Origin of the sequence: Kiloniella majae (assembly GCF_002118315.1) — a bacterium.
GTDB classification, from domain to species: Bacteria; Pseudomonadota; Alphaproteobacteria; order Kiloniellales; family Kiloniellaceae; genus Kiloniella; species Kiloniella majae.
In genome coordinates this window covers 226,587-249,207 of the sequence record NZ_MTSZ01000003.1, presented here as the reverse complement: position 1 = coordinate 249,207, position 22,621 = coordinate 226,587, and the positions used below count along the sequence as shown (strand labels likewise).

At 44.5% G+C, this 22,621-nt stretch carries 20 protein-coding genes, 1 tRNA gene and 1 riboswitch; of the genes, 7 read left to right on the top strand and 14 right to left on the bottom strand.

Annotation, left to right across the window (positions count from 1 at the left end; genetic code table 11):
• Nucleotides 1-27 precede the first annotated feature (27 nt).
• Complete coding sequence (locus BKB51_RS10695; protein WP_085901086.1) at nucleotides 28-1,002, top strand: glutathione S-transferase family protein; 975 nt, start codon at nucleotides 28-30, stop codon at nucleotides 1,000-1,002.
• 84 nt (nucleotides 1,003-1,086) lie between these two features.
• Here BKB51_RS10695 and BKB51_RS10690 read toward each other — a convergent pair whose 3' ends face one another.
• The 3 genes from BKB51_RS10690 to BKB51_RS10680 form a co-directional block, all read right to left on the bottom strand.
• Nucleotides 1,087-1,566 carry a 6,7-dimethyl-8-ribityllumazine synthase gene (locus BKB51_RS10690; protein WP_085901085.1) on the bottom strand — a complete coding sequence of 160 codons (480 nt, stop codon included), beginning with the start codon at nucleotides 1,564-1,566 and terminating at the stop codon, nucleotides 1,087-1,089.
• Nucleotides 1,567-1,645: 79 nt separating this feature from the next.
• Nucleotides 1,646-1,797: riboswitch (FMN riboswitch) on the bottom strand.
• Nucleotides 1,798-1,915: 118 nt separating this feature from the next.
• Complete coding sequence (locus tag BKB51_RS10685) at nucleotides 1,916-2,455, bottom strand: DUF924 family protein (protein ID WP_245813264.1); 540 nt, start codon at nucleotides 2,453-2,455, stop codon at nucleotides 1,916-1,918.
• A 104-nt stretch (nucleotides 2,456-2,559) separates the two neighbouring features.
• Nucleotides 2,560-5,547 carry a phosphoenolpyruvate carboxylase gene (locus BKB51_RS10680; RefSeq protein WP_158090209.1) on the bottom strand — a complete coding sequence of 996 codons (2,988 nt, stop codon included), beginning with the start codon at nucleotides 5,545-5,547 and terminating at the stop codon, nucleotides 2,560-2,562.
• A 424-nt stretch (nucleotides 5,548-5,971) separates the two neighbouring features.
• Here BKB51_RS10680 and BKB51_RS10675 point away from each other — a divergent pair, with 424 nt between their 5' ends.
• From BKB51_RS10675 to BKB51_RS10660, 4 genes are all read left to right on the top strand, one after another.
• Entirely contained in the window at nucleotides 5,972-6,241 is a 270-nt protein-coding gene (locus tag BKB51_RS10675) for a hypothetical protein (RefSeq protein ID WP_046503653.1), read from the top strand.
• A gap of 118 nt (nucleotides 6,242-6,359) precedes the next feature.
• Entirely contained in the window at nucleotides 6,360-7,034 is a 675-nt protein-coding gene (locus BKB51_RS10670; RefSeq protein WP_085901082.1) for a tetratricopeptide repeat protein, read from the top strand.
• A 60-nt stretch (nucleotides 7,035-7,094) separates the two neighbouring features.
• The gene (locus BKB51_RS10665) at nucleotides 7,095-7,520 is read left to right on the top strand and encodes a hypothetical protein (protein ID WP_125911823.1); all 426 of its coding nucleotides are present in this window, start codon (nucleotides 7,095-7,097) and stop codon (nucleotides 7,518-7,520) included.
• An 85-nt stretch (nucleotides 7,521-7,605) separates the two neighbouring features.
• Nucleotides 7,606-8,085 (top strand): copper chaperone PCu(A)C, encoded by a 480-nt coding sequence (locus BKB51_RS10660; RefSeq protein ID WP_085901080.1) that lies wholly within the window; start codon nucleotides 7,606-7,608, stop codon nucleotides 8,083-8,085.
• Nucleotides 8,086-8,158: 73 nt separating this feature from the next.
• Here the strand turns inward: BKB51_RS10660 and BKB51_RS10655 are convergent, their stop codons facing one another.
• The gene (locus BKB51_RS10655; protein ID WP_198946702.1) at nucleotides 8,159-9,298 is read right to left on the bottom strand and encodes a DNA alkylation repair protein; all 1,140 of its coding nucleotides are present in this window, start codon (nucleotides 9,296-9,298) and stop codon (nucleotides 8,159-8,161) included.
• Nucleotides 9,299-9,521: 223 nt separating this feature from the next.
• Between BKB51_RS10655 and BKB51_RS10650 the strand changes: the two genes are divergently transcribed.
• On the top strand, nucleotides 9,522-10,139 hold the full coding sequence (locus BKB51_RS10650) for a hypothetical protein (RefSeq protein ID WP_125911822.1): 618 nt from the start codon (nucleotides 9,522-9,524) through the stop codon (nucleotides 10,137-10,139).
• Nucleotides 10,140-10,230: 91 nt separating this feature from the next.
• On the opposite strand, the gene BKB51_RS10645 is transcribed toward BKB51_RS10650, so the two are convergent.
• The 8 genes from BKB51_RS10645 to BKB51_RS10610 form a co-directional block, all read right to left on the bottom strand.
• Entirely contained in the window at nucleotides 10,231-12,342 is a 2,112-nt protein-coding gene (locus BKB51_RS10645) for a TRAP transporter permease (RefSeq protein WP_085901077.1), read from the bottom strand.
• A gap of 90 nt (nucleotides 12,343-12,432) precedes the next feature.
• Nucleotides 12,433-13,458 carry a TAXI family TRAP transporter solute-binding subunit gene (locus BKB51_RS10640; RefSeq protein WP_085901076.1) on the bottom strand — a complete coding sequence of 342 codons (1,026 nt, stop codon included), beginning with the start codon at nucleotides 13,456-13,458 and terminating at the stop codon, nucleotides 12,433-12,435.
• Nucleotides 13,459-13,830: 372 nt separating this feature from the next.
• Nucleotides 13,831-15,165, bottom strand: coding sequence for a TRAP transporter large permease (locus BKB51_RS10635; protein ID WP_198946701.1), 1,335 nt, complete (start codon nucleotides 15,163-15,165; stop codon nucleotides 13,831-13,833).
• 36 nt (nucleotides 15,166-15,201) lie between these two features.
• Nucleotides 15,202-15,717, bottom strand: coding sequence for a TRAP transporter small permease (locus tag BKB51_RS10630; protein WP_085901074.1), 516 nt, complete (start codon nucleotides 15,715-15,717; stop codon nucleotides 15,202-15,204).
• A gap of 119 nt (nucleotides 15,718-15,836) precedes the next feature.
• Nucleotides 15,837-16,871, bottom strand: coding sequence for a TRAP transporter substrate-binding protein DctP (dctP, locus tag BKB51_RS10625; protein WP_085901073.1), 1,035 nt, complete (start codon nucleotides 16,869-16,871; stop codon nucleotides 15,837-15,839).
• A 444-nt stretch (nucleotides 16,872-17,315) separates the two neighbouring features.
• Entirely contained in the window at nucleotides 17,316-19,112 is a 1,797-nt protein-coding gene (locus BKB51_RS10620; RefSeq protein ID WP_085901072.1) for a sensor histidine kinase, read from the bottom strand.
• 47 nt (nucleotides 19,113-19,159) lie between these two features.
• On the bottom strand, nucleotides 19,160-19,600 hold the full coding sequence (locus BKB51_RS10615) for a YaiI/YqxD family protein (protein ID WP_198946725.1): 441 nt from the start codon (nucleotides 19,598-19,600) through the stop codon (nucleotides 19,160-19,162).
• Between the two features lie 85 nt (nucleotides 19,601-19,685).
• On the bottom strand, nucleotides 19,686-20,582 hold the full coding sequence (locus BKB51_RS10610) for a fused MFS/spermidine synthase (protein WP_158090208.1): 897 nt from the start codon (nucleotides 20,580-20,582) through the stop codon (nucleotides 19,686-19,688).
• A 191-nt stretch (nucleotides 20,583-20,773) separates the two neighbouring features.
• Between BKB51_RS10610 and BKB51_RS10605 the strand changes: the two genes are divergently transcribed.
• Complete coding sequence (locus BKB51_RS10605) at nucleotides 20,774-21,535, top strand: GNAT family N-acetyltransferase (RefSeq protein WP_085901069.1); 762 nt, start codon at nucleotides 20,774-20,776, stop codon at nucleotides 21,533-21,535.
• On the opposite strand, the gene BKB51_RS10600 is transcribed toward BKB51_RS10605, so the two are convergent.
• Entirely contained in the window at nucleotides 21,516-22,199 is a 684-nt protein-coding gene (locus BKB51_RS10600) for a nitroreductase family protein (protein WP_085901068.1), read from the bottom strand. The two genes, BKB51_RS10605 and BKB51_RS10600, sit on opposite strands and share 20 nt — an antisense overlap.
• 283 nt (nucleotides 22,200-22,482) lie before the next feature.
• Nucleotides 22,483-22,557, bottom strand: a tRNA-Gln gene (locus tag BKB51_RS10595).
• Nucleotides 22,558-22,621 lie beyond the last annotated feature (64 nt).

Sequence of the window (22,621 nt, the reverse complement as noted above, 5' to 3'; positions counted from 1 at the left end):
CAGCAGCCAAAAAAAAGGAACAGATAAATGGGAAAACTCGTCGATGGCCAATGGCATGATGTCTGGTATGACACCAAAAGCAGCAATGGCAAGTTTCAACGAAAAGACGCGCAGTTCAGAAACTGGGTGACGGCGGATGGTTCCAAAGGCCCCAATGGAGAAAAAGGCTATCCTGCCGAAAGCGGACGCTATCATCTCTATGTAAATCTTGCCTGCCCCTGGGCACACCGAGCCCTGATTTTCAGAAGCCTTAAAGGGTTGGAAGAGGTTATCTCAGTCTCTGTGGTCCACTGGGAAATGAAAGAAAATGGCTGGGAATTCAAACCTGAGGATCTTGGCTCTACCGAAGATCATCTTTACGGGTCTGAGTATCTCTATCAAATCTACACAAAAGCTGACCCAAACTATACGGGTCGCGTTACCGTTCCTGTGCTATGGGATAAAAAGGAACAAACCATTATCTCAAACGAGTCTTCCGAAATCGTCAGGATGTTCAATAGCTCCTTTGATGCCTTTGCAACGAAGGATGTTCCTGATCTTTATCCGGAAGACATACGAGAAACCATCGATAGTGTGAACGAATTGGTCTATCACAATATCAACAATGGCGTTTACAAAAGCGGCTTTGCAACAACCCAGCAAGCCTATGAAGAAGCTTACCATGCGCTTTTCAAAGTGATGGACGACCTGGAAGAACGGCTGAATTCACAGAAGTACCTGGCCGGAGACCGCTTGACGGAAGCTGACTGGCGCCTTTTCACCACCTTGTTACGTTTTGACCCCGTCTATTTTGGACACTTCAAATGTAACAAGAAGCGGCTTGTGGACTACCCCAATCTATGGGCACTAACACGCGAGCTTTACCAATACGAAGGCGTCGCAGAAACTGTTAACATTCCTCATATCAAGGCCCATTATTACGGTAGTCACGGAACAATTAACCCAACCGGTGTCATCCCTGTTGGACCTGATATCGATTTTAACCAGCCACATAATAGATGAGCAACACAGAACATAGTTGGCAATAACACTATAAGAGGAAGCTTGAAACGAGAAACCGCAAGCTTCCTCTTTAATAATCAAAACTTATTGGGAAGCCAGTTCTCGATGGAGTTCTGTAATCGCTATACACGCATCAGCGGCTTCGCGCCCCTTAACCTTAAAATGCTCAAGAAAAAAGCCATGATGTTCGTCTGAATTATGGAAATGATGCGGTGTTAAAATAGCACTCAAAACAGGAATACCTGTGTCTAGCTGTACTTGCATTACACCGTCAATAACAGCTTGCGAAACGAAATCATGTCGATAGATACCTCCATCGACAACAAGTGCTGTACCAACAACAGCAAAATACTTACCTGTTTCGGCTAACTTCTTGGCAAGAAGAGGGATTTCCAAAGCTCCAGGGACATCAAAAACGTCAACACTGGACACCCCATTTGTCTGTTTTTCAATTTCGTCAATAAATGCCTTTGTACAATTACCAACAATATCCCCATGCCATTTTGCCTGGATCAAAGCAAAAGACATACTGCCTTCAATGGTTTGATTTTTTATCTGATTCATCGTTTTTCCGTTCGAATTTAAAGCGAGAATCAGGGCGCACACAACAACCGGACATCTATTAAGCATAGATATTTTGTCATTCTGCTCTCTACCATCCGGACTTTAACCGTCGGCTTTGGAATTTCACCAAATCTGCTGACCTTCCCAACAAATGGGTTGAGAAGCGCTCGCGGGCTAATGCAAAAAACAATTACCGCCGGTAGGGACTTTCACCCCGCCCCGAGAACACATCCTCTTCACAAAGGACAAAAAGCTTTTATCCGATATTATCAGTAACTTCTATTGAAAAATTGACCTTCGAAGGCGGGCACAAAAAGTCAAAATCTAGATAGCCTGTTTCGAAACAAGACTAGAAAGAAGATCCCGGTTGTTTGAGGAATTCAATTTCCTCTGGTGTGCTTTCCCGGCCCAGTACTTCATTACGATGCGGAAAACGGCCAAAGCGACGAATGATAACTTCGTGCTTTTGCGCGTAACTCAGCCAATCAGGATTTTCATCCATATCCTGATAAAGCTCTAAAGATTTTTCCTGCATGGCAAGGTCTTCACTATGCTCAAAGGGTAAAAGGATAAAATTTCGCTCTCGTTGCGGAAGTTCATTATGCCATCCTTTATTGATAACTTTTTGAGCAATCTCTAATGCCTTTTTATCCTTGGCAAAGGTCTTGGGATCATTTCGGAACAAATTACGCGGGGCTTGATCTAGCAAAATACAAAGTGCCAAACAGCCCTTGGCTGTCTCGGCCCAGTGATCAAGCTCACCTGCACTTGCCTTTTCATAGAGGGGACCGAGTTTTTCGGCAACTTCGCGATCGAATTCCGGATCTTTAAAGAACCACTTCCGATCCATACCGTCAGCTAACCAAAAATCCAAAACATCATCAATCACAGTATATCCCCTCAAGAAACCAGCATTCCGCATTAAAATTCAGAATCTGTAATGTACTCCCTAAATGAGAAATCGCAGATTCTGAACCCATTTATACCAATGCGTTACCCGTGCGCACCAATACTATTTGAAATACCGACAGAGATCCTGCGGCAAAGATCATACAACTCTTCAATCGGCTCAAAGATATTTGCATGCTCATCGGAATAATCACGGGTTTCAGCATCGCTATAATCGCTTGGTTCACCATACTCTTTAGCGGTGAAAACCGTTTTCCCCTCGTGAACAGGGAAAGTTGCTTTCAACTCCTCTAATGCTGCCGGGATCTCCATCGCGATAATATCCTGAATCAAATCCTCAAGTGTTAAATCATCACGGTTGGCAAAGGCAGGAATACGCATCGCCAACAGGAAGATTTCCTGAATAAGGCACAAGCGAACAATATGCAGAATGATCAGGTTTATTCGTCGACGCGTATCAAAAGGGAAGACCTTTTCTTGCCCATCAGCAGTCAGCGCATCCAATCCACTGTGGAGATGGATCGCATCCTGACGGAAAATCTGTAGCATCCTGTTCATGCCATCATAACGCTGGGTATCGCCAACCAGATTAGAAAGACGAAGTTGATCGCGGGCACGTTCAGTATGTTTCACCGCATAGGCCTTTGCTAACCAATATCTGGGGTTAAAAAGTGCAGCGTATGCTTCCGGTGTATTCAAACTACTTAGACCTTTTGCATAGGACACCATATCCATAAAGCGTTGAACCCGGTCTGATTCTCCGTGTAATTTCACAAAAGCGTCCAGATCTCTGGATATGGCCGTACCGAAACCGCCCGCTGTGTTGGCCAGATAACCCAGTTGCTGAAGGATGGCATTATGCGGAATTGCTCTGATTTGTGACGGATGTCCCCGGTCAATCCCATGGTGTTTATCGTGCTGACGTTTGCTTTTTCGGGATCCTGTCTGGTACAGCAGATTGGTACTAAAAGACCCTAGAAGCGCTGCGTAGTCTTTGTTCTCCAGCGTATTCTCGTGAAAATCTTTTAGGGTTAAAAAGAAATCCAGTGAATAGTCTGTGTTTGTATAAAAAGCATCCTTGTCATCCACAGTTGGCTTACCCAGCGCATGTTCCAGCAAACGAGTTACGGTGGTCAGCGCAAGCTTGGGAGTTCCGAAATAAAGATATCCGTCCCCCCCCTGAAAGCTGACTTCCTGTTTTAAAGGAATATTATTTGCTGCAAACAATGAACGTGTCATCGGGGAAGACACATATTTAAGGCGATCATTAAAACTTAATGGATGCGCCCCGCGCCCCATTGATTCGCCGTGGGTATCAAAAATAACAACCTCGACACCTTTGACATTATAATCAGCCAGCAACCGTGCCAGTTTCATATGCAGCCGTTCAATCGCAAGCGACGCTGAAACCTGCCCTAAATAACGTCCGGCATCAGAGAAACCGGTTTGAATACACAAACGACCGCGTTTTTCGACATAGGCGCGGTAGTGTTCGTTCTCCAGAAGTTCGGCAATGACTTCACTTCCGCGTTCCAGCGCTGTCCCCGTTTCAAAGAGCGGAGAGATATCGAGGAGATCATCAACCCCGAATAGCTTCGCGTAATAAAGGGCCGTCAAAATCGTAAAAGGAGTGTCGCACTCTGCAATCAAAAAGCGGATTGGACGTGATGCATCAACATACTTGATCATCTGGGCAATCAACATAAACATACGTTTTGCCGTGGTATGTTCAGCAGATAACGAGCCAAAGTTTATGCGAATTGGCTGCACCTCATCCAACAACCCGGAAAGCGCGCGGAAATTACCTCTACGACGTCCGGGATCATCCGGTTCGCCTTCCATGGCAATATTCTTGCGAATGGCATTATGAAGCTGTGCAGAATTAAGTCTGACGTGCATATGGGATGTGGCCAAACCATAGTTTGCAATTTCAGATCTCAGAATAATGAGTGACCGTTTTAGATCAGCCTTATCTGTTAAACTCAAAGCGCGGTTAATGGCTTCAATCAATTCCGCGGTATGCACAAGACGTGCGCCATCATCAGCTACAATAGAGCGGGAGACCTCTTTTAACGCTTCTTCCGATGCGTTGTTGTTACTGAAAAATTCAGTTTCTTTTTCGGCAACGTGTAAAGCAAGCGTCACCCGGCTCTTGATCAAGGCAAGTGTGGTTTCCAACTCATCCTTCTCGCCTTTATGTGTCGCGATAATCTCGTTCAGTTTGGAAATATAGTACCCAAGCTGAACAACCTGAACTTTCATGCGGGTATGAAGGGTATTCGCCCAGGTAATGTCCGTACGGCCATCCAGATCATATCCAACCCAACTTGCAACCGACAAAACACGAGGAGAAAGCTCGGTCCATTTTTCAGGATACAGCTCTTCTGCTACGGCCAAAGCAACGTCATATACTTCCCTCAAGGCCTGTTGTATCGAAGCAATTGCTTCCATCGCCTGCCCATGTTCGGCCAGTAAATCAATGGCCTGATCCGGTTCATGAGAGCGACCAATGACAAGCTGGTTAAGTGCGTCAATCGCCTTGGAATCAAGCGCCTGTCCCTCAGAGCTTTCATTCGCCGTAAACTGAGCCAGAGCTTGATAAAGTTCTTTAGATAAACCAAAGGTCGGATGGGCAGTGATAACAATTCCGAATGCTTCACGTTCCAGATTGTCTTTAAAAGCTTCAAACGAAAGCTGCGTATTCGCATCATCAAAGGCCAAAGCTTTGAAAAGCTCTGACAGTCGGAATTTATTGTCTGCGATGCTTTCTACACCAACATAATCTGAAACACGCTTGGCTCTGTCTCCAAAGGCTTCGACAGATAAATATTGTACTAACTGAGAAAGCAGATCGACAGACAGATTGCCCGCCGCCAAGCGTTCGGAAAGATCGTGTGCAAGCTCCAGAACCGGATTTCCCAGCGGATGGCTGGTTGTCTGCTGCCGCATGGTAATCAGACGAGATTCCAATTCATCGCGCAGTGCACAAGCTTCCGTAAAACGCTTCTCACCTTTAACCTGAGAAAACAACGCGTCCAAAGCGAGCCCTTTAGAGGCTTTAGATTTTGCCATTAATTTTGACCTTCCCATTCACGACATAATTGCAGGTATCCCAGACGCAAATATGTCTTTCATACCTTTAGCTCATGGTCACTTTTATATGTTTATTTCCCGATTTTTCGGGTCTGTCGTGCTGGAGGCTTTTATGTGACCAGTTTTAATTTTCTGTGCTTATAAGAGAAAGTTACAAAACTGGCAAAGAGAATTCTTCGATCAACTCATAATCAAAATCGACATATCTTATTTTTTTCAAATAATTAGGCCATGATTTATCCATCAAAAGAAAAAGTCCTTTGAATAATAATCTTCAATTCCCTGATTATTATGGTTAATTTAACTTCTGCCACATAGAAATTCACCGGCAGTCACAGAAAAGCCACTGGAATCACTAGAAAAAATCGTTGCATCAGGATTCATAAAGGAATAAAACTAAGGAATGAGCGATTTTTTTGAAAATGACGATGAACTTGTCTTGCAACTAGGCGACCTTCTTCCTGATGACGCAGGGGAAGTGGTTTTGTTTGCCCGCGATGAACCGCTCAAAATTGAAGCCGATACACCTTTGATTGAAACAGGTGTTGTCGAAGATTCACACATTACAGCTTCAGGTACCGATGTTGGCGGACTAACATATAGTCAGTTTGCAAACGGAATGACCCTTTATCACGACAATGATCATATCCTGATTATTGCGCCCGACGTATAAAAACTTACCATTTAATCTTCATAGGTACCGCTAATCAGGGATTTTAATTTTCTCTGTAAGTAAGCTCATAAATACGCCTATAGTGGTATTATCCAGTTTACCAACAAATGAAGATATTATGCTGCGCCTTTATATTTCTGCCTTGTTATTTTTAGCCCCACTTCAATCTCTTGCTGATACGTCTCTTGGACTAGAGGCCTACAATAATGGCGATTTAGAAACTGCTCTGTCTGAATTTCGCCAACCCGCAAAGCAAGACGATACGACAGCACAACTCTATATGGGACATATTTATCGCGAAGGCATAAACGGAGAGTTAAGCTACAAGCAATCCGCTTATTGGTATTTAGAGGCGGCAAAACAGGGTAACGTAGAAGCACAAAGTTTTATTGGCCTATACTATACAGATGGCATTGGTGTTAATCAGGATTTCGATCTGGCTGTTCACTGGTTAAAGAAAGCTGCCAATTCAAATGATCCTGCGGCCCAAAATAGCTTGGCAGCTATTTTCAAGAACGGGCTTGGGCGAGAAGTAAATTATGAAAAAGCCGCATTCTGGTATAAAAAAGCTGCGATGCAAGGGCACCCAATAGCCCAAAGGAACTTAGGACGTTTTTACGAGAGAGGGCGTGGCGTGCAAATTGATTTTGTGCAAGCCTATGCTTGGTACAAAGTCGCTTCTGTTCAAGGAAACACATACGGCACACAATCTCTGCGACAAATAAGCGCGAAAATCTCTTCTAAGGAGGTTCTTGCAGGCGAAGATCTTGCCAAGACACTTCCCAGAAGGTAAGGATCAAGGATGAAAGCCCTTCCGATACAAGGGCATATTTGAAATATACTTGAGCATCGTATGTCCCGGCATAACAGACAGATCGTACGACAGGATAAGCAAAGCATTGCGATGCTTTCTATCTTTGCGCTTTGTCTCAAAATTGTATTGCCGATTGTCGCAAGTTTTTTTATTTCCTATCAGGCAACCGCCTCAGTCCCAAACACTTCGCACAATGCACAAAACAGCTTGGAACAATCCCTGAGCTTTATTTGCACGCCCGGCGGCATTCTTTTAGATCAGGACGATAAAACGGGTTCAACAGGTGCTGACCACTGTGACTTTTGCCTGACAGGTGCGTTTGTCACAGTTCAACGAGGCACACATATTACAGCTGTGCACTCTCTGACCCAAAGCTCTTTATCCTGGCAAATCATTGGTGCACAACAGGCGAAATTGCTTTTTGACGGGCACAGACACTCCTCAAGAGCACCGCCCAGCGCTTAAACGGCGCAACAACGACACTTACTTCCATATACATTTTCTTTTTATTTTCTGGCTCTTTAAGCCCGAATAACAACATGAGGTCATCATGAAAAAATTTCTCGTTACTCTCACAGCCCTCCTTGCGCTTACCTTCTCTGGCTTGGCTGCTGCTAAAGATTACAAAGCCGGCGATGTCATGGTTAAACAACCTTGGGCACGCGCAACTCTTGGCCAGGTCAAGAATGGCGCATCATTCCTGACGCTGCACAATATGGGTGCTGAAGATGATAAACTTGTCGCTGCGACAGGTACTGCTGCCAAGCGTATTGAACTGCATTCTCACACCATGGTTGACGGTGTTATGAAGATGCGTGAAGTGGAAGGCGGTATTCCTGTTGCAGCCGGATCAATGGTAGAGCTAAAACCCGGTGGGCTTCACATCATGTTAATGGGCCTTACAGCACCATTGAAAGAAGGTGAAATGTTCCCACTGACTCTGACTTTTGAAAAAGCTGGCAACGTTGATGTGATGGTCCACGTTGCAAAAGGTGGCGCCATGAAAATGGAAGATCACAGCAGTCACTAAACCATACCAAGTTTAGTTCCCCAAAAGCCGAGCCTTCAAAGCTCGGCTTTTTCTTTACCTATAAACTACTGCTTCAAGCGCAGACTTGCTCCATCACCAATTCAAAGTCTCTGACCCCAAGAGATTTCCCATTTGCAATAATCTCCACCTGGTGAAGTCCCGGATAGTACTTGCGGGTGGTTATCGGCTTGATGCTGTGACGTTTGCTGGCATTGTGTCTTTCCCCTGCTGCAAGGTTAAATGTTTTCCATTTAAAAACCTTGGGAGATGTGTCGCCGTTGGCTTTTCTATGGTGAACAACAAAGTCAAGAATCAGCGCCTGATCCTCATCACATTCAGAGGCCATTGTCACCTCGAATTCCAATTCCTTGCCAAAGGCTACAGATGGCGTCAGCACATTAAAATCAACGAGTTCAACTTGAGCATCCTTATATCCCAAAGCTTCCAGGCATTTCTTATGTCCTGACTTAATGAGAGTACGACATGCATGCCGTACAAGTTTTTGGCGCTCTTTGGACGCACCTTTCATCCACTTCCTCGCAATGTCAGCGACGAGATCAGGATGATCTTTTGCAATATCATTTAGATTGTTAGCAACAGAGCGCCGAACATACTCTTCAGGATCATCCCTGAGCTTTTCCAACAGAGGAAGCAGAGGCGCCGGGTCTTTGATGAAATCTGGTAGCTGCATGGCCCAAGGCAACCGGGGGCGTGATCCTTCTGAGGCCAATCGGCGGACATGATAATTCTCATTATCAGCCCAAGTCAGGATCTCAGCCATCGTTTCCTCAGGTGCGGAAAGTAAAAAGTACCGAATGGCAAATTCAGAACTTGATCGCTTTGTCATCTCCTTGAGCAACTCCATAGACAGATGAAAATGCTCGGTGCCATGAAGCGCAACATAGTGACACATTGGCATAACCAACCACCCTGATACGCCTTTATCAGATGTCCCCTGATCACTAATGGAAATATTTTCGTCCGGGTGTAAAATCGCCAACAAAATTTCTGCTGCATGGCAAAAGTCATCCGGTAAGAATTCATATAATGCCTCTGTAATTCGTTCTGATCGTTGCTTTAATTCAAGTTCGCTTAGACCTTCAGTGGCAAAGGTAACAAACCCCTCTTGGTCAAAGCCACATTGTCGTGCTCCCAAGTGCTCAGCCATTTTAGAAATAGATTTGAGATTAAAAACTTCTTTAAACGGCTCCATAATGATCCTGTCTGATGTGGAAATTTCTTTTCTACTTTTCTTTTAAAGCATCCCTACTGACAGCATTGTGTCAGTAGGGATAACTATTACCAACTCACAACAAGTTGAGTATTGTTTGCTCGTCATTTCAACCCAGCTCTGTAAGCTGTTATGCAGACTTGAATAGGTAAATATCTGGAAGACAATGATGTTTAAAGCCAATCAATTACGTTCAACTATGTTTATGACCACTCTTTTTCTTACGGGAACGATAAGCCTGTCCGCGACCGCAAATGAGGCCTTAAAGCATGTTGGTCACGTTATGACCCACTGGGCGGACACACCTCAAGAACAGGGGTTATTACCAGTTGCCACTGCAGAAGCAGACGTCGTCAGAACGCACGCTGGCTTCGCCGCATCAGATTTAACTGACCTCAATTCCATGCAGCTACATACGCGCCATGTTCTGCACGCACTTGATCCTGCACAAGAAACAAAAGGCCCCGGACTTGGCTATGGCTTGATAAAGGCATCACAAGGCGTCGCGACACATGCAGAATTGGCTTCAGATTCAGAGGACGCCAGTGATATTATACGCGTTTCCGGTATCATGGTTGCGTCAGTTGGACGGAATACAACACGCCGTGCGGAAGCAGCTCTTGAACTGTCAAAGAAGATACTCGCAAGCCAAACCGCAGAAGCCGCTGCACCGCAGGTACAGGAACTCCAGGAACTAACAAAAGCAATCTTTGTGGGACAAGATCTGGATAAAGACGGGCGCATCGTTTGGTATCACCATGAAGGTGGCCTCGCAGTTGCCACCGAGCAAATGGATATCATTATGAAAAGTGCTCAGAAGTAAAAATAACACTTTCAAAAATTACCCTTCGTAAGAAAGGCCGGTATCAATACCGGCCTTTCTCATATCTGCATAACCCGAAATTATCTTCGAACTATACCCGAACAACGCCACCGCTTTTTTTGTTCCACAAGAAGAAGAGAACAAAAACAGCCAATACAGCAAGGTGAATTTCCCATCCAAGAGGCCACAACAACCCGGCACCAAGAACAAACACCACAGCTCGTTCAAGCCAACTCAGCTTCTCTTCCAGATATCCTTGTAGCGCCCCGGTGAAGGCATAAAGACCAACCAAAGAGAAACCAAAGATCATGAGGACTTCGTGCCACTCACCGCCCAAGAACGGCGTGTAGGCAAAAAGCAATGGAACAATGTAAAGACCTTTGGCCACCTTCCAGGACTGCAACCCGGTTGCCATCGGCGGCGTTTTCGCAATTGCTGCCGCAGTGAAGGCGGTCAAACAGACGGGCGGCGTCACGTTACTGTCCTGAGATAGCCAGAAAATAATCATGTGAGCTGATAACAGCGCATAGATTTGAGTATCTTTATCCAACACCATCTGTCGCAAGGTATCTGACATATCGGGGGGAACCAACGCCAGAATATCTTTTGCAGCCTCAGTGGACATTGGCAAACCAATTTCCGCAAGGCGTTCGGGTGCTGCCAACATAAAGATCGCCTTAGCATCGTCCGCTAAATTTCCAGCTGCGATGGCCTCGACTAACAAACCATCCGCAATAAGTGAATAAAGAGCCGGGGCAGAAAGTGTTCCCAAGACAATGTAAGACGCCGTAACAGGTAATCCCATGCCCAATACCAACGAAGCAAGCCCGATAAGTACCATTGCAATAATCAAGCTATCTCCTGCCCAGTTGGTAATCATCAAAGAAAAGGTATTCCCAATCCCAGCCGTCGCAATAACGTTAACAATCAAACCAACGGCGCACAGCAAAATCCCCGTCATAACCATGTTCCGCGCCCCAAGAGCCAGGGCATCAAGAATTGCGCGCAAACCCATTTTATTCGGCGTCAGCCACGAGGCAACAACGACCCCGATGATAGAAAATCCAGCGGCATAGGTTGGGGTAAAGCCATAGATCAACAGACCAATTAGGACTGTTATTGGCACTAGAAACGGTAATCCACCTCTTTTAAGAACTTCAAAGGCGCTTTCCGTTTCAACTTCGACCACGTGCACATTGCTGCGCTTGGCTTCCATACGCACAAAAAATGCAACCGTTGCGAAATAAAGAATGGCTGGCAGGAAGGAGACAGCAATAATCGTTGTATAAGGAATCTGCGTATAGCTCGCCATTACAAAGGCGCCTGCCCCCATGATAGGCGGCATCAACTGTCCACCCGTTGACGCCGCAGCCTCAACACCACCGGCGAAACGGGCTGGGAACCCTGCCTTTTTCATCAAGGGAATTGTTATCACACCTGTAGACGCTGTATTTGCCACAGCAGAGCCAGAGATTGTCCCCGTAAGACCGGATGCAAAAACAGCAACCAGCCCAGGTCCACCAACCGTCTTCCCTGCAACAACGCGGGCAAGGTCAATAATAAATTCACCTGCGCCAGAGCGCACAAGAAAAGCCCCGAAGAGGATAAACATAAAGACAAAGGTGGATGAAATACGGGCAATATTTCCGAACACCCCATCATCGCCATAAACACTTCGGAAAAGAATGGTCTCCGTACTTAGACCTTTGAATTTGAATACGCCATCAATCAAGGCACCCCACCACCCGATATAGGTCAGGGCCAGAACAATCAAGATAGGAATAATCCATCCTGTGGTACGGCGGGTAAATTCAATAGCCACAAGGATCAATATAGTACCAAGTATCCACTCCGGTGCTTCCAGGCGGACACCCCGCTCATAAATGGCATCTTCCATTGAGATCATATAAAGCGCAGCAAAAGCGCCTAGCAATCCCAAAGTCAGGTCAAAAACAAGAAGTCCCTTGCTTTTACCCTTTCCGATCATGGGATAGATTAAAGCCCCCATCAGAACGAACCCCGCAAAGTGTAGCGCGTTCTGCCAAAGCCCCGGTATCACAGCAAAGACGTTAAAATAGATATGCATAAGGGAAATAAGCACCCCTAGCCCAAAAACGGCTTTCCCTATCCATCCCTCTTCACCGCGAACAATAGCTTCGTGTTCGCCCAACTCGACTTCTGGTGCGTTTGTTTCTTGTGACATGATTTCCCCGAAAGAAAAGCGTACTTATAAGACGGGCGCTCGAAATCTCGAGCGCCCGATAAAGCATTGAAATATTACAATTTCAGTTGATTATTTCGCAATTAGATTTGCGGGAATATCAATACCGATTTCTTTGTAATACTTAGCCGCACCCGGGTGCAATGGCACAGGCAGACCAGCCAAAGCGGCATCAGTACTCATTGCTTTGGTCGCTTTGTGAATTGCATTAAGGAAAGGGAGATTTTCGTAGATCGTTTTTGTGATTTGATACACAGCATCTTCATCTACGTCATCACGTACAGCAAGGAAGTTTGGCTGAGCAATAGTCGTGATATCTTTTTCCTGACCAGGGTATGTACCTGCAGCAATGGTGAAAGGTGTCCATAGACCAAGACCACCATCAGCCTGTTTCGCCTGCTCAGCAGTAAAGCCCAGAAGGGTAATCTTGTCACCCATTGCAGCCATTGCTTTGGTTACAGCACCTGTTGGAGGTCCAGAAGGTGTTCCCATACCAGCAACCTGACCATTTTGAAGCGCATCAGCTGATGGGCCATATCCAACATGGACAAGGCTGTAATCCGCATTTGCGTCAATGCCCAGGTTTTTCAGCAAAACAGTGTTTGAACCAATGGTACCTGAGTTCTTTTTACCCAGCGCCATGCTTTCGCCCTTCATGCCGGCAAGGTCAGCAACAGTACCTGTCTTTGCATGTTCAGCAAGAACGGTAAACTGCTCAACATTCTGCCACAGCATAGAAACAGAGCGCATTTTTGTTTGTGGACCGTCTTTTTCAACAGGACCTTTGCCGTTCCAGGCATAATAACCATAAAGTCCCTGAAGAATTGCGAACTGTGCTTCGTCTTCACGAAGCAACTTTACGTTTTCACCTGATCCAGCAGAGTTGATTGCTGACAGACCAATTTTCTGTTTTGGCTGCAATTTGACTTTTACGAGAGTAGAAATAGCAACACCAACCGGATAATACGTTCCCCCAGTACTCGCAGTTGCCAAAAGATAGTCACGCGCTTCAGCAGCTTGAGCCACAGCGCCAGCAGACAAAGTTCCGCAAATTGTTGCAACAGCAGCAACACCCTTAATTGCTTTCATCATTTTCATTAGAGCCTCCCTAAGACATTTTATTATTAATATGACTGCACTTATTTGAATCTACGATAGCTTGATCAGCGTTAACCAAACCAACGTTTTTCTTATTGCACAGTGAATCACAAATAAATTCAAGTTTAATATGGCAAGGAGCATGCCACATTTGTCTTTTCTCAAGCTGCTGAAACAAAAAGAGTTTTTAATCAATACAGAGAACTCTGAGCGAAGAACTGCCGAACGGGAAATAAATGATCGGCAGCTTTCCGCCCACAGAAGTACTTTTCGTACTCATAAACGAAATAGCTCTGAACTACGCGAGTAAACAAGTGGCGTTCAAAACCATTCCTTATTCTAACAATGTATGCTTTCCCAACCAAGAAAAGCTCACCCTTTAAATGCCAGGTCGCGAAGAAGTAATGATATATCTGGAACAAAAATTAATAAGGCTGACATTCCCCCCAAAATGAGGATAAAGGGCAAGGTTCCCCTAATCACTTCCATGTAGGGCCTTTGGAAGATCGCAATCGCTGTAAAGATATCACAACCAAACGGTGGCGTTGCCGAGCCTATCGCCATCTGAAGCGTGATCATCACCCCGGCCAACACAGGATCCAGCCCGGCAGTTGCAACTATCGGAACAAAAATTGGGGTCAAAATCACCAAAACGACTAAGGAATCAACAAACATACAGCCGACGAAGAAGCTCAATGCGATAATGAAAAGAATGTATTCCTTTGAAGCAGCTTCAAGATCAAGTGGCGCCAAAAGCTCTTGCGGTATCTGTTCAAAAGAAATGTACCATGAAAAAGCCTGCCCAGTGCCAACAAGGATAAAGACAACCGCCGTAATCAAACCTGTGCTCAGAGCCGCGTCGACAATATCTTTATACCCAAGCTCGCGGTAAATCAGACACTCAACAATGATCGCATAGAGCACGGAAAAGGAAGCAGCTTCGGTTGGCGTTACGGCCCCGGAATAGATCCCACCGACAATCAGGGCAGGAAATCCCAGAGGTAACAACGCTTTTTTGATCGACTGAAGCTTTTCTGCAAAAGAGGTTTTCTCAACGAGCGTAATGCTGTTCCCCTGATACACACTATAAATATAACAATAAACAGAAAACAGAAAGGTTAGAACAAGTCCCGGACCAATGCCCGCTATAAAAAGCTCTCCGACAGAGGTATTGGCGAGAGTTCCATAAAGAATAAGACCGATACTCGGTGGAATAAGGAAAGCAATATCACTCGCATTTATAATAAGCGCCATGACAAAGCTGTCTTTATAACCAGCTTGTATTAGCTTAGGCCGCATAATGTGTCCAACCGAGACAACAGTTGCCTGTGTAGAGCCAGAGACCGATCCAAACAATGTACAACTGATACAAGCTGTAATCGGCAACCCACCTCGCATATGCCCAACAAATGCCTGAATCAATCCCAAGAGATTATGCGCTGTATGTCCCCTTGTCATAATATCAGCGGCCAAAATAAACATCGGTACGGCAATCAAAGCGCTTGGCGAAATACCCGTCACCATTTGCTGGATAATAACGCCTGTATCTACACCGGAAAAATGTACCAGCCCAATAAGGGTTCCAACAACCAAAGGAACAATCATTGGAAAGCTCATAAACAACAAGACAATCATCGCCAACACGATAGTAAAAGTGATGACATAAATGTCTAATTCGCCAGTAATAATATCTGAAAGAAAATCCATCACAAAACTCATAGTAACCCACCGTAAATCTATCGTTTAACTATCTGTCACGTCGTAGGAGAGGTAGATCTCTTTGTGAGTAACGTTCATCAAAAATGCGATTAGGTATTGCAGCCCAGCAACACCCAAACCCAGTGGAATAATGGCGTAAACAGTATATACAGGTAGCTGTAAGGCAGGACTTAACCGGTTGATTTCATGGAGTTCAACCACATAAAACACCGCTTTGTAGGCCAAATAGAACATCAGCATAGCTGTCGTGAGTGAAATCAGGGTGGATACCACCTTTTTCGCTACAGGCCCAAAGGTATCATAGAGGGCCGTCATTCTAATGTTACGTCCCATACGAACCGCATACGCAAAACCAATGAAGGTAATAGTAACAATTAAAAATTGATTGAGCTCCTCGGAAAAGTACAAACTTTTGTGAAAGGCATATCGCCCAATGGCATTCGCTGTTGAATTAATCATCATCAACAATATCGCAGAAAAAACCACTAACTTTTCTAGCGTTTCAGTAAGCTTATTAATTTTTTCAAATAAGTATTTCACAAGCTTTTACCCCTGGGTTCTGATCACCCGAAACTATCCAGGCGTTTAAATTTGAAGGTAAAAGCGTGAAACCAAATGATACAAAATAGCTTCACGCTTTTAGTATTATTGCTTCAGCATCACGAAGCCTCTTTTACTTCCTTGATCAAATTCTCCAGAATTTTCTTTGCATTGTCGCGTGCAGTTGCCTTTTCAGCACCACTATAAGCGTTCTCAACAATGTCATAGTAAGTGGCGTGTAAATCCTTACTTAATTCCTTAAAACGGGCACGCTCTTCAGCATTGAGCGTTACGACCGTCATGTTTGGGCGTTCTGCAATTATCTTATCCATGTTTTCTTTATTGATTTTCAGCTGGTAATCATGTGCAGCTTGTTCAGCAACATTAATAGCTTTAAGGACCATTTCCTGCTTATCCTTGGGCAAGTCGTTGAACCATTTACTATTAGTAGAAACTGTACCAACATAGGGTTGCTGCCCGGGAAACATAAGGAAATCCTGAACTTCATGCCACTTTGCGTTATAGATGAAGTAAATCGGGTTCACCATGCCATCTATTGCTTTGAGTTGAAGCGCACCATAAACTTCGCCCCACGATAACGGTGTTGGTGTCGCCCCAAATGTCTCATAGGTTTTTACTGGAATGGTAGAGGTAAAAGTCCGAATTTTTTGACCCGCGAAATCCTCTGGGCTGCGTATTGCTTTGTTCGCACCCCACGCCATTTCACCTTCGGAAATCATTGTCAGTAGCTTCAGATTTGCCGCTTCAAAACGATCCGCCAGATCATTATAAATCGTTTTACTACCCGTCAATACTTTTCGAACCGTGTCTGTATCAGTTCCCAAAACGTACGGTACACTTAAAGCCTGTACTTCAGGGATATAAGAACCCAAGTGCCCCGTACCAACAGATACAAATTGCACAGTGCCATTTGCTGTTAATTCAACAATATCGTTTTCAGTGCCCAGTTGCCCGTAATAGTAAATTTTGACACGAATATCCCCGTTAGATTCTTTTTTGAGCGTATCCGCAAAAGTTTGCGCAAAGATGTCCTGAACATCATTTCGATCTTCTTCTGAAGCAAATTTCCATGTTTCTGCGCTTGCCCCAAAACTAATTACTGTTGAAAGCAGCCCTGCTAATAATATTTTCATTTTCGTTCCTCAAATTTGGCCCATAGAGTTAAGGTGCTTGTTTTTGATAAACTCCAACTCGCAACACCCAAAATCGGGGCGAATTGAATCAAAAGAATCAAATCTGACGCTGTAAAATAATCAGGAACTAAATATAACTTTGGAAAAGCATGTAACTATTTCCCTAAGTTATCTGCCTCGCCCTTCTCTCCCAGCTCAAATACAAATCCATAATTATTTTTATGATTGGGATCTGCGGATGATTCATGTAGAGGGAGAGTAAAGCCTTACGGAGATTTAATTAGTCAAAAATATGGCTTCGCAAGTGTAATTTACGCAATGTTGAACACAATTGAGCTGAATATAGTCTACAAAGAATAGGTTTAGTTAATTATGTGGAATTTTGCGAAAACCTAAACTTCTATTTCAATAAGAAAATTGCCCCAATCTAAATATTACAAACTTTTATAAAGCAAGTGCGGATAAAGGAACAACAGACGCAAACTCAACAATAAATCTGGCCCCAGACTTTTCCGTATTTTCAACCCGGATGCTGCCGCCAAAATCTTTAACAATGCCATAGCTGATCGACAGACCTAAACCAACGCCTTCACCAACCTCTTTTGTCGTAAAGAAAGGATCGAAAATTTGATCCAGATTCTTAGGATCGATACCTGTTCCATTATCCTCAACAATAACGATAGCAACCTGATTAATATGCCGGAGATAAACAGAAATTTTCTTTTCTTTTTGCTCTACCAAAGCATCCGCGGCATTACGCAACAGATTTACAAAAACCTGCTCTAAGCGAATAAGATCGCCTTTGACAAAAACGGATGCTTCAAGATCCTGAAAATGCAGATTAATCTCACCCGGTTCCCAAACCGTTTCCATCAAATTAATCGCGTTTGTTAAAGCCTCTCTCAGGTCAACTTTATGATATTCAACAGGGGCTTTTTGCGCGAAGCTTTTCAATTCCCCGGTGATGTTACTCATTCGCTCCGTCAATGACGAGATCTCTACCAAAGACTCTTTCACACTGTCTTTTTTCCCCTTGGCAAGAAGTAAACGGGCACTGGCAGCGAAAGTCCGTATAGCGGCCATTGGCTGGTTAATCTCATGGGCGATTGCGGTCGACATTTGCCCCAAGGCAGCGAGTTTACCTGTCTGAACTAAATCTTCCTGTGTTTTAAGAAGTTGTGTTTCCGTTCGCTTTCTCTCATCGATTTCCAGTTGTAATTTTTTATTGATAACCTGAAAACGATCAGCCTGTCGCGCCCGTTGAGCTGACCTTAATTTTTGTCGGCGCTCTCGCAGGAAAAGGCTCCCCATAAAAATCAGCATCAATAAAACAGTACCACTAATCCAAGCTGTTCGTTGCTTTTCTTCGACAAGAGCCAAGGGAGTTAAAAAGTGCATTACCCACCCAGGCTTCCCGGTTTTGCGCGTCAACACTAGGTACTTTTGCCCATCAATTTCAAAAATTTTCCGATTAAGGGTTTGATGAAAGCGCAAATTAAGCGGCAATAATTCCGCGCCACCAAATTGGCGATTACTCCTGATACGAGCTAACGCAACATCATCAACAGAGGAAATAGTTCGATAGCGCCAATCATCCCGACTGGAAAGAAAAATAACTCCGTTTTCATCTGCCACAAAAACATGCTCCCCCCCATCGTGCCACTGCTTCTGCAATGGCCTCATATCAACCTTTGCAACAATAACACCTCTGACCCCGGTATTATCCTGAACGGCATGAGACATAAAATAACCTGGCACACCTGTCGTGGCTCCAACAGCGAAGAAACCAGATTCACGCCCCGCGATGGCGTCTTTGTAATAAGGACGAAAGGCATAGTTGTGCCCAACAAAAGATCTGTCTTCTAGCCAATTCGAAGCGGCAAGAGTGGTCCCCTTACTATTCAAAACATAAAGAACGTCTGATTCAGCTTTTTGATTGGTTGCACTCAATGACCGATTTACAGCTATCGCAACACCTTCTCGACCCTCATTTTCGCTCAGTAAGTTTTTAATCCCTTCATCTCGCGAAAGAACAAAAGGAAGGTAGCGATGTTTTTCCAGCGCAGAACGTAACGTACCCTCATATAATGATAATCTTTCTTGCCCGATCGTCGACAAGTCGCGCGCAGCAATAAGTCCAACCCAATAACCAGCTCCATAAACAACGGCTATCCCGAAGCCAAGCCCCCCAAGCCAGAGCGAAAATACTTTCCATGAAATTTTTCTGGGGATTAAAGACATATCATTTCGGGCAAGTCTCTGTTCGATGATCCTGCATCATTACCGTGTTAGTTTTTCTTGTGAATAAGCTGGTCAAGGGACGACAGGAAGCGCGATCGATCCTGTTTTGTAAAAGCAGGTGAATAACTTTTCACTTCTCCGCTTTCGCGTAGATTTGTCATCAAATCCCTGACAGCGAGTGTCATCCCGATAGCATCTTCCGTAAAGATTTTCCCTTTGGGGTCCAGTACCTTTGCCCCCTCTGCTACACAACGGGATGCAAGCGGGATATCAGCCGTTATAGCAATATCCCCCTGTTTGATATTTTCCGCAATCCAGATATCTGCGGCGTCAGGTTCCTCGGGAACAACCACAGACGTGACGAGAGGATGTCGACCATATCTGAGCCAGGTATTACTAACCATATGAACCTTGAGATTATGCCGTTCGGCAACCTTAACAACCTCATCCTTTACCGGACAGGCATCGCCGTCTACATAAATTTCCACCATGGTCTCCGCCTAAACACCTAATACTGAACTTTCTTTATAGCGTTGCATTGAAGGCAACCATATTACTCAATACGCAAGATGATTAGCCTTTTTTGCCGAACCCCAGTTCGTTCTTCCACCAGTTGGGAAGAGCAAAAGCCCCTTTATGAACTGCTGCGTTATAATGCTTACCATCATGTTCAACATAGGGGTTCGAATAATTATATCCGTCTTTACTATACAAGAAAAAGCCGAATTCTGCCCCGGGATACATTGGGACAATCGAACGATAGACATCCAAATGAGGGAAGAAACGACCACTGCGCATAATCTCAAGCAGGCTGTGTTCTTCTTCACTGGAAGCTTCCTGTAAAAACCTGATGCGATCTTTCCCAATAAAGATACTATCAGAATCGATGCAGACCCCATCGTCTTTAAGAATAGCAACCAGATTATCCAAAAACTCCTCGGTAAAGAGACTGGCTGACGGCCCTACAGGCTCGGTAATATCCATAAAGATAAGGTCAAACTGTTCTTTTCTTCCCAGTGCGTCAATTACATAGCGGGCAGCATCATCGCAAATCAATTCAACCCGAGGATCATTGTAATCGCCGTTAATCGCCAGATATTCGTTGCTGAGTTCAATAACCCGACGATCAATCTCTGCCATGACAACTTTTTCAATATTGTCATGAACCAAGAGTTCCCGCAGAAGTCCCCCATCCCCGCCGCCAACAATCAACGCACGCAAGTTTTCTCGCTTGCGCCCAAGAACAGGCACATGAACAGCCATCTCATGATAGATAAACTCATCAGCTTCCGACGCCTGAATTAAATCATCCAGGACCAGAACACGCCCAAAATCCTTATGGTCATAGATTTCAATTTTTTGAAACGGGCTTTGCTCACTGTGCAAAAGCTCCATCTTCATGGCATGCGTAAAGCCAATTGCTCCCGGATCTTCGTGCCACCATGTACTAAAATCGATTTTATCTGCCAATGATCTGCCCCCATTCAAAATATCAACGAGGTATAGTAAAGCACGCCCCACTACACAATCATAGAGAATGTGTCGGGTAATATTAATTACCCTGACGAAAAGCGGCTCTATTATTAATAAATAAATGGCTCTACACCCCAGAGCCATTTGATGGCTAGCTATGGGCATTCTCACCATACGGATAACAAAGAATGTGTAAAAACTCTCTCGGGCAACCAATTGGCCCGATTGTACAGAACTGGATAGAACCGCAACGCCCAACGTTCACTGCGATTGATGGACTTTACTGTAAACTTGAGAAGCTGGACCCTCTTCGCCACACAGAGGATCTCTTTGGAGCAAACACTCTTAGCAAAGATCATCAAATATGGACCTATCTTCCCTATGGCCCTTTTGAAAAATTCGAAAATTATCGAGAGTGGGTCATTGATATGGCAGCAAAGAACGATCCACTTTTTTACACAATCATTGATAAAAGAACGAGCAAAGCCCTCGGTGTAGCAAGCTACCTTCGCATTACACCAGCAGCAGGTTCAATAGAGGTTGGTCATATTAACTTTTCGCCTACGTTACAAAAAACCGCAATTGCGACAGAAGCAATGTATCTAATGATGCGCCATGTTTTTGTTGAACTTGGCTATCGGCGTTATGAATGGAAGTGCAATGCCCTGAACGAGGGATCAAAAGCCGCAGCAAAACGTTTGGGCTTCACTTACGAAGGTACTTTTCGGCAAGCAGGCGTGGTTAAGGCGAGAAGTAGAGATACAGCCTGGTTCTCTATCCTTGATTCAGAATGGCCGATCATGGAGCAGGCCTTCGCCCGCTGGCTAGCAAAAGATAATTTCAAACCTGACGGTCAGCAGGTCACCAGCTTGACTGATTTTGCCAATGATTACGCCAAGAACAGGCTGCATAAACGAGAAATTAAACGGTTTAATCAAACCAACTCGTAATGATATCCAGGCTTTTTTTATTCAGAGCTTCTTCGGGAACAGTTGCTGCGTCAGACGGGTGTCCCGCAACGATAATCATAACTGGTTTTTCATGTTTGGGTCGCCCCAATAGATCCCTCAAAAATCCCATCGGGCTTGGTGTGTGCGTCAAGGTTGCCAAACCAGCATTGTGCAGCGCTGTAATAAGAAACCCACAGGCCAAGCCCACTGATTCCTGTATATAGTAGTGTTTGATTTTGTCGCCTGTATTCGAATCAATGTCATAATTTTGTTGAAAAACAACAATCAGATAGGGGGCAATTTCCAAAAAGGGTTTATTTGGATCGGTTCCAAGCGGTGCCAGATCCTTTAACCAGACCTCCCCGGCTTTCCCAGCGTAGAACTCTTCTTCTTCAATCTCCGCGGCTTCGCGGATTTTTCTTTTCATCTCGGGATTACTGACAATCGCAAAATGCCAAGGTTGTTTATTTGCCCCTGAAGGAGCTAAACCTGCTGTTTGCACAGCATTCTCAATAATATTCCGGTCAACGGATCTTGATGAAAAATCACGGATCGTTCTGCGCCCCTGCATCAACAAAAGAAACTCACGAGAACATTGCAACCTTCTCTCTTCTGAATAGTCAGGTAATCCAGCGAACGGTACGACTCGAAACTCTGCAGACATGATGGCTCATCCCCGTTTTTTATCATTGAAATGATAGAGATAGTTTGAACTACCTCATAACAGTCAGAAAATTTTTTTGGATCATTTCCTCAAAAAGATATTTTTAAAAGACTAACATAGTTAGGGAAAATGAACAGATACAACCTGAACAGGATAAAACCGAGCTTAGTGCAGGTGATAAAGCAAACGAAAATAAATACTTAATAGCCAATAACAAAACACATCGACGTTGTCATAGCGCTAATAAAGAAAAAGATCCCTAAAAATTAGGGATCTTTTTCGTTGGCTGGGACGGCAGGATTCGAACCTGCGAATGCCGCTACCAAAAAGCGGTGCCTTACCACTTGGCGACGTCCCATCAGATGTGGGAGAGAAAATAGCGTTACTTCCGAGGAAGTCAATGGGAGAAAGACATTTTTTAC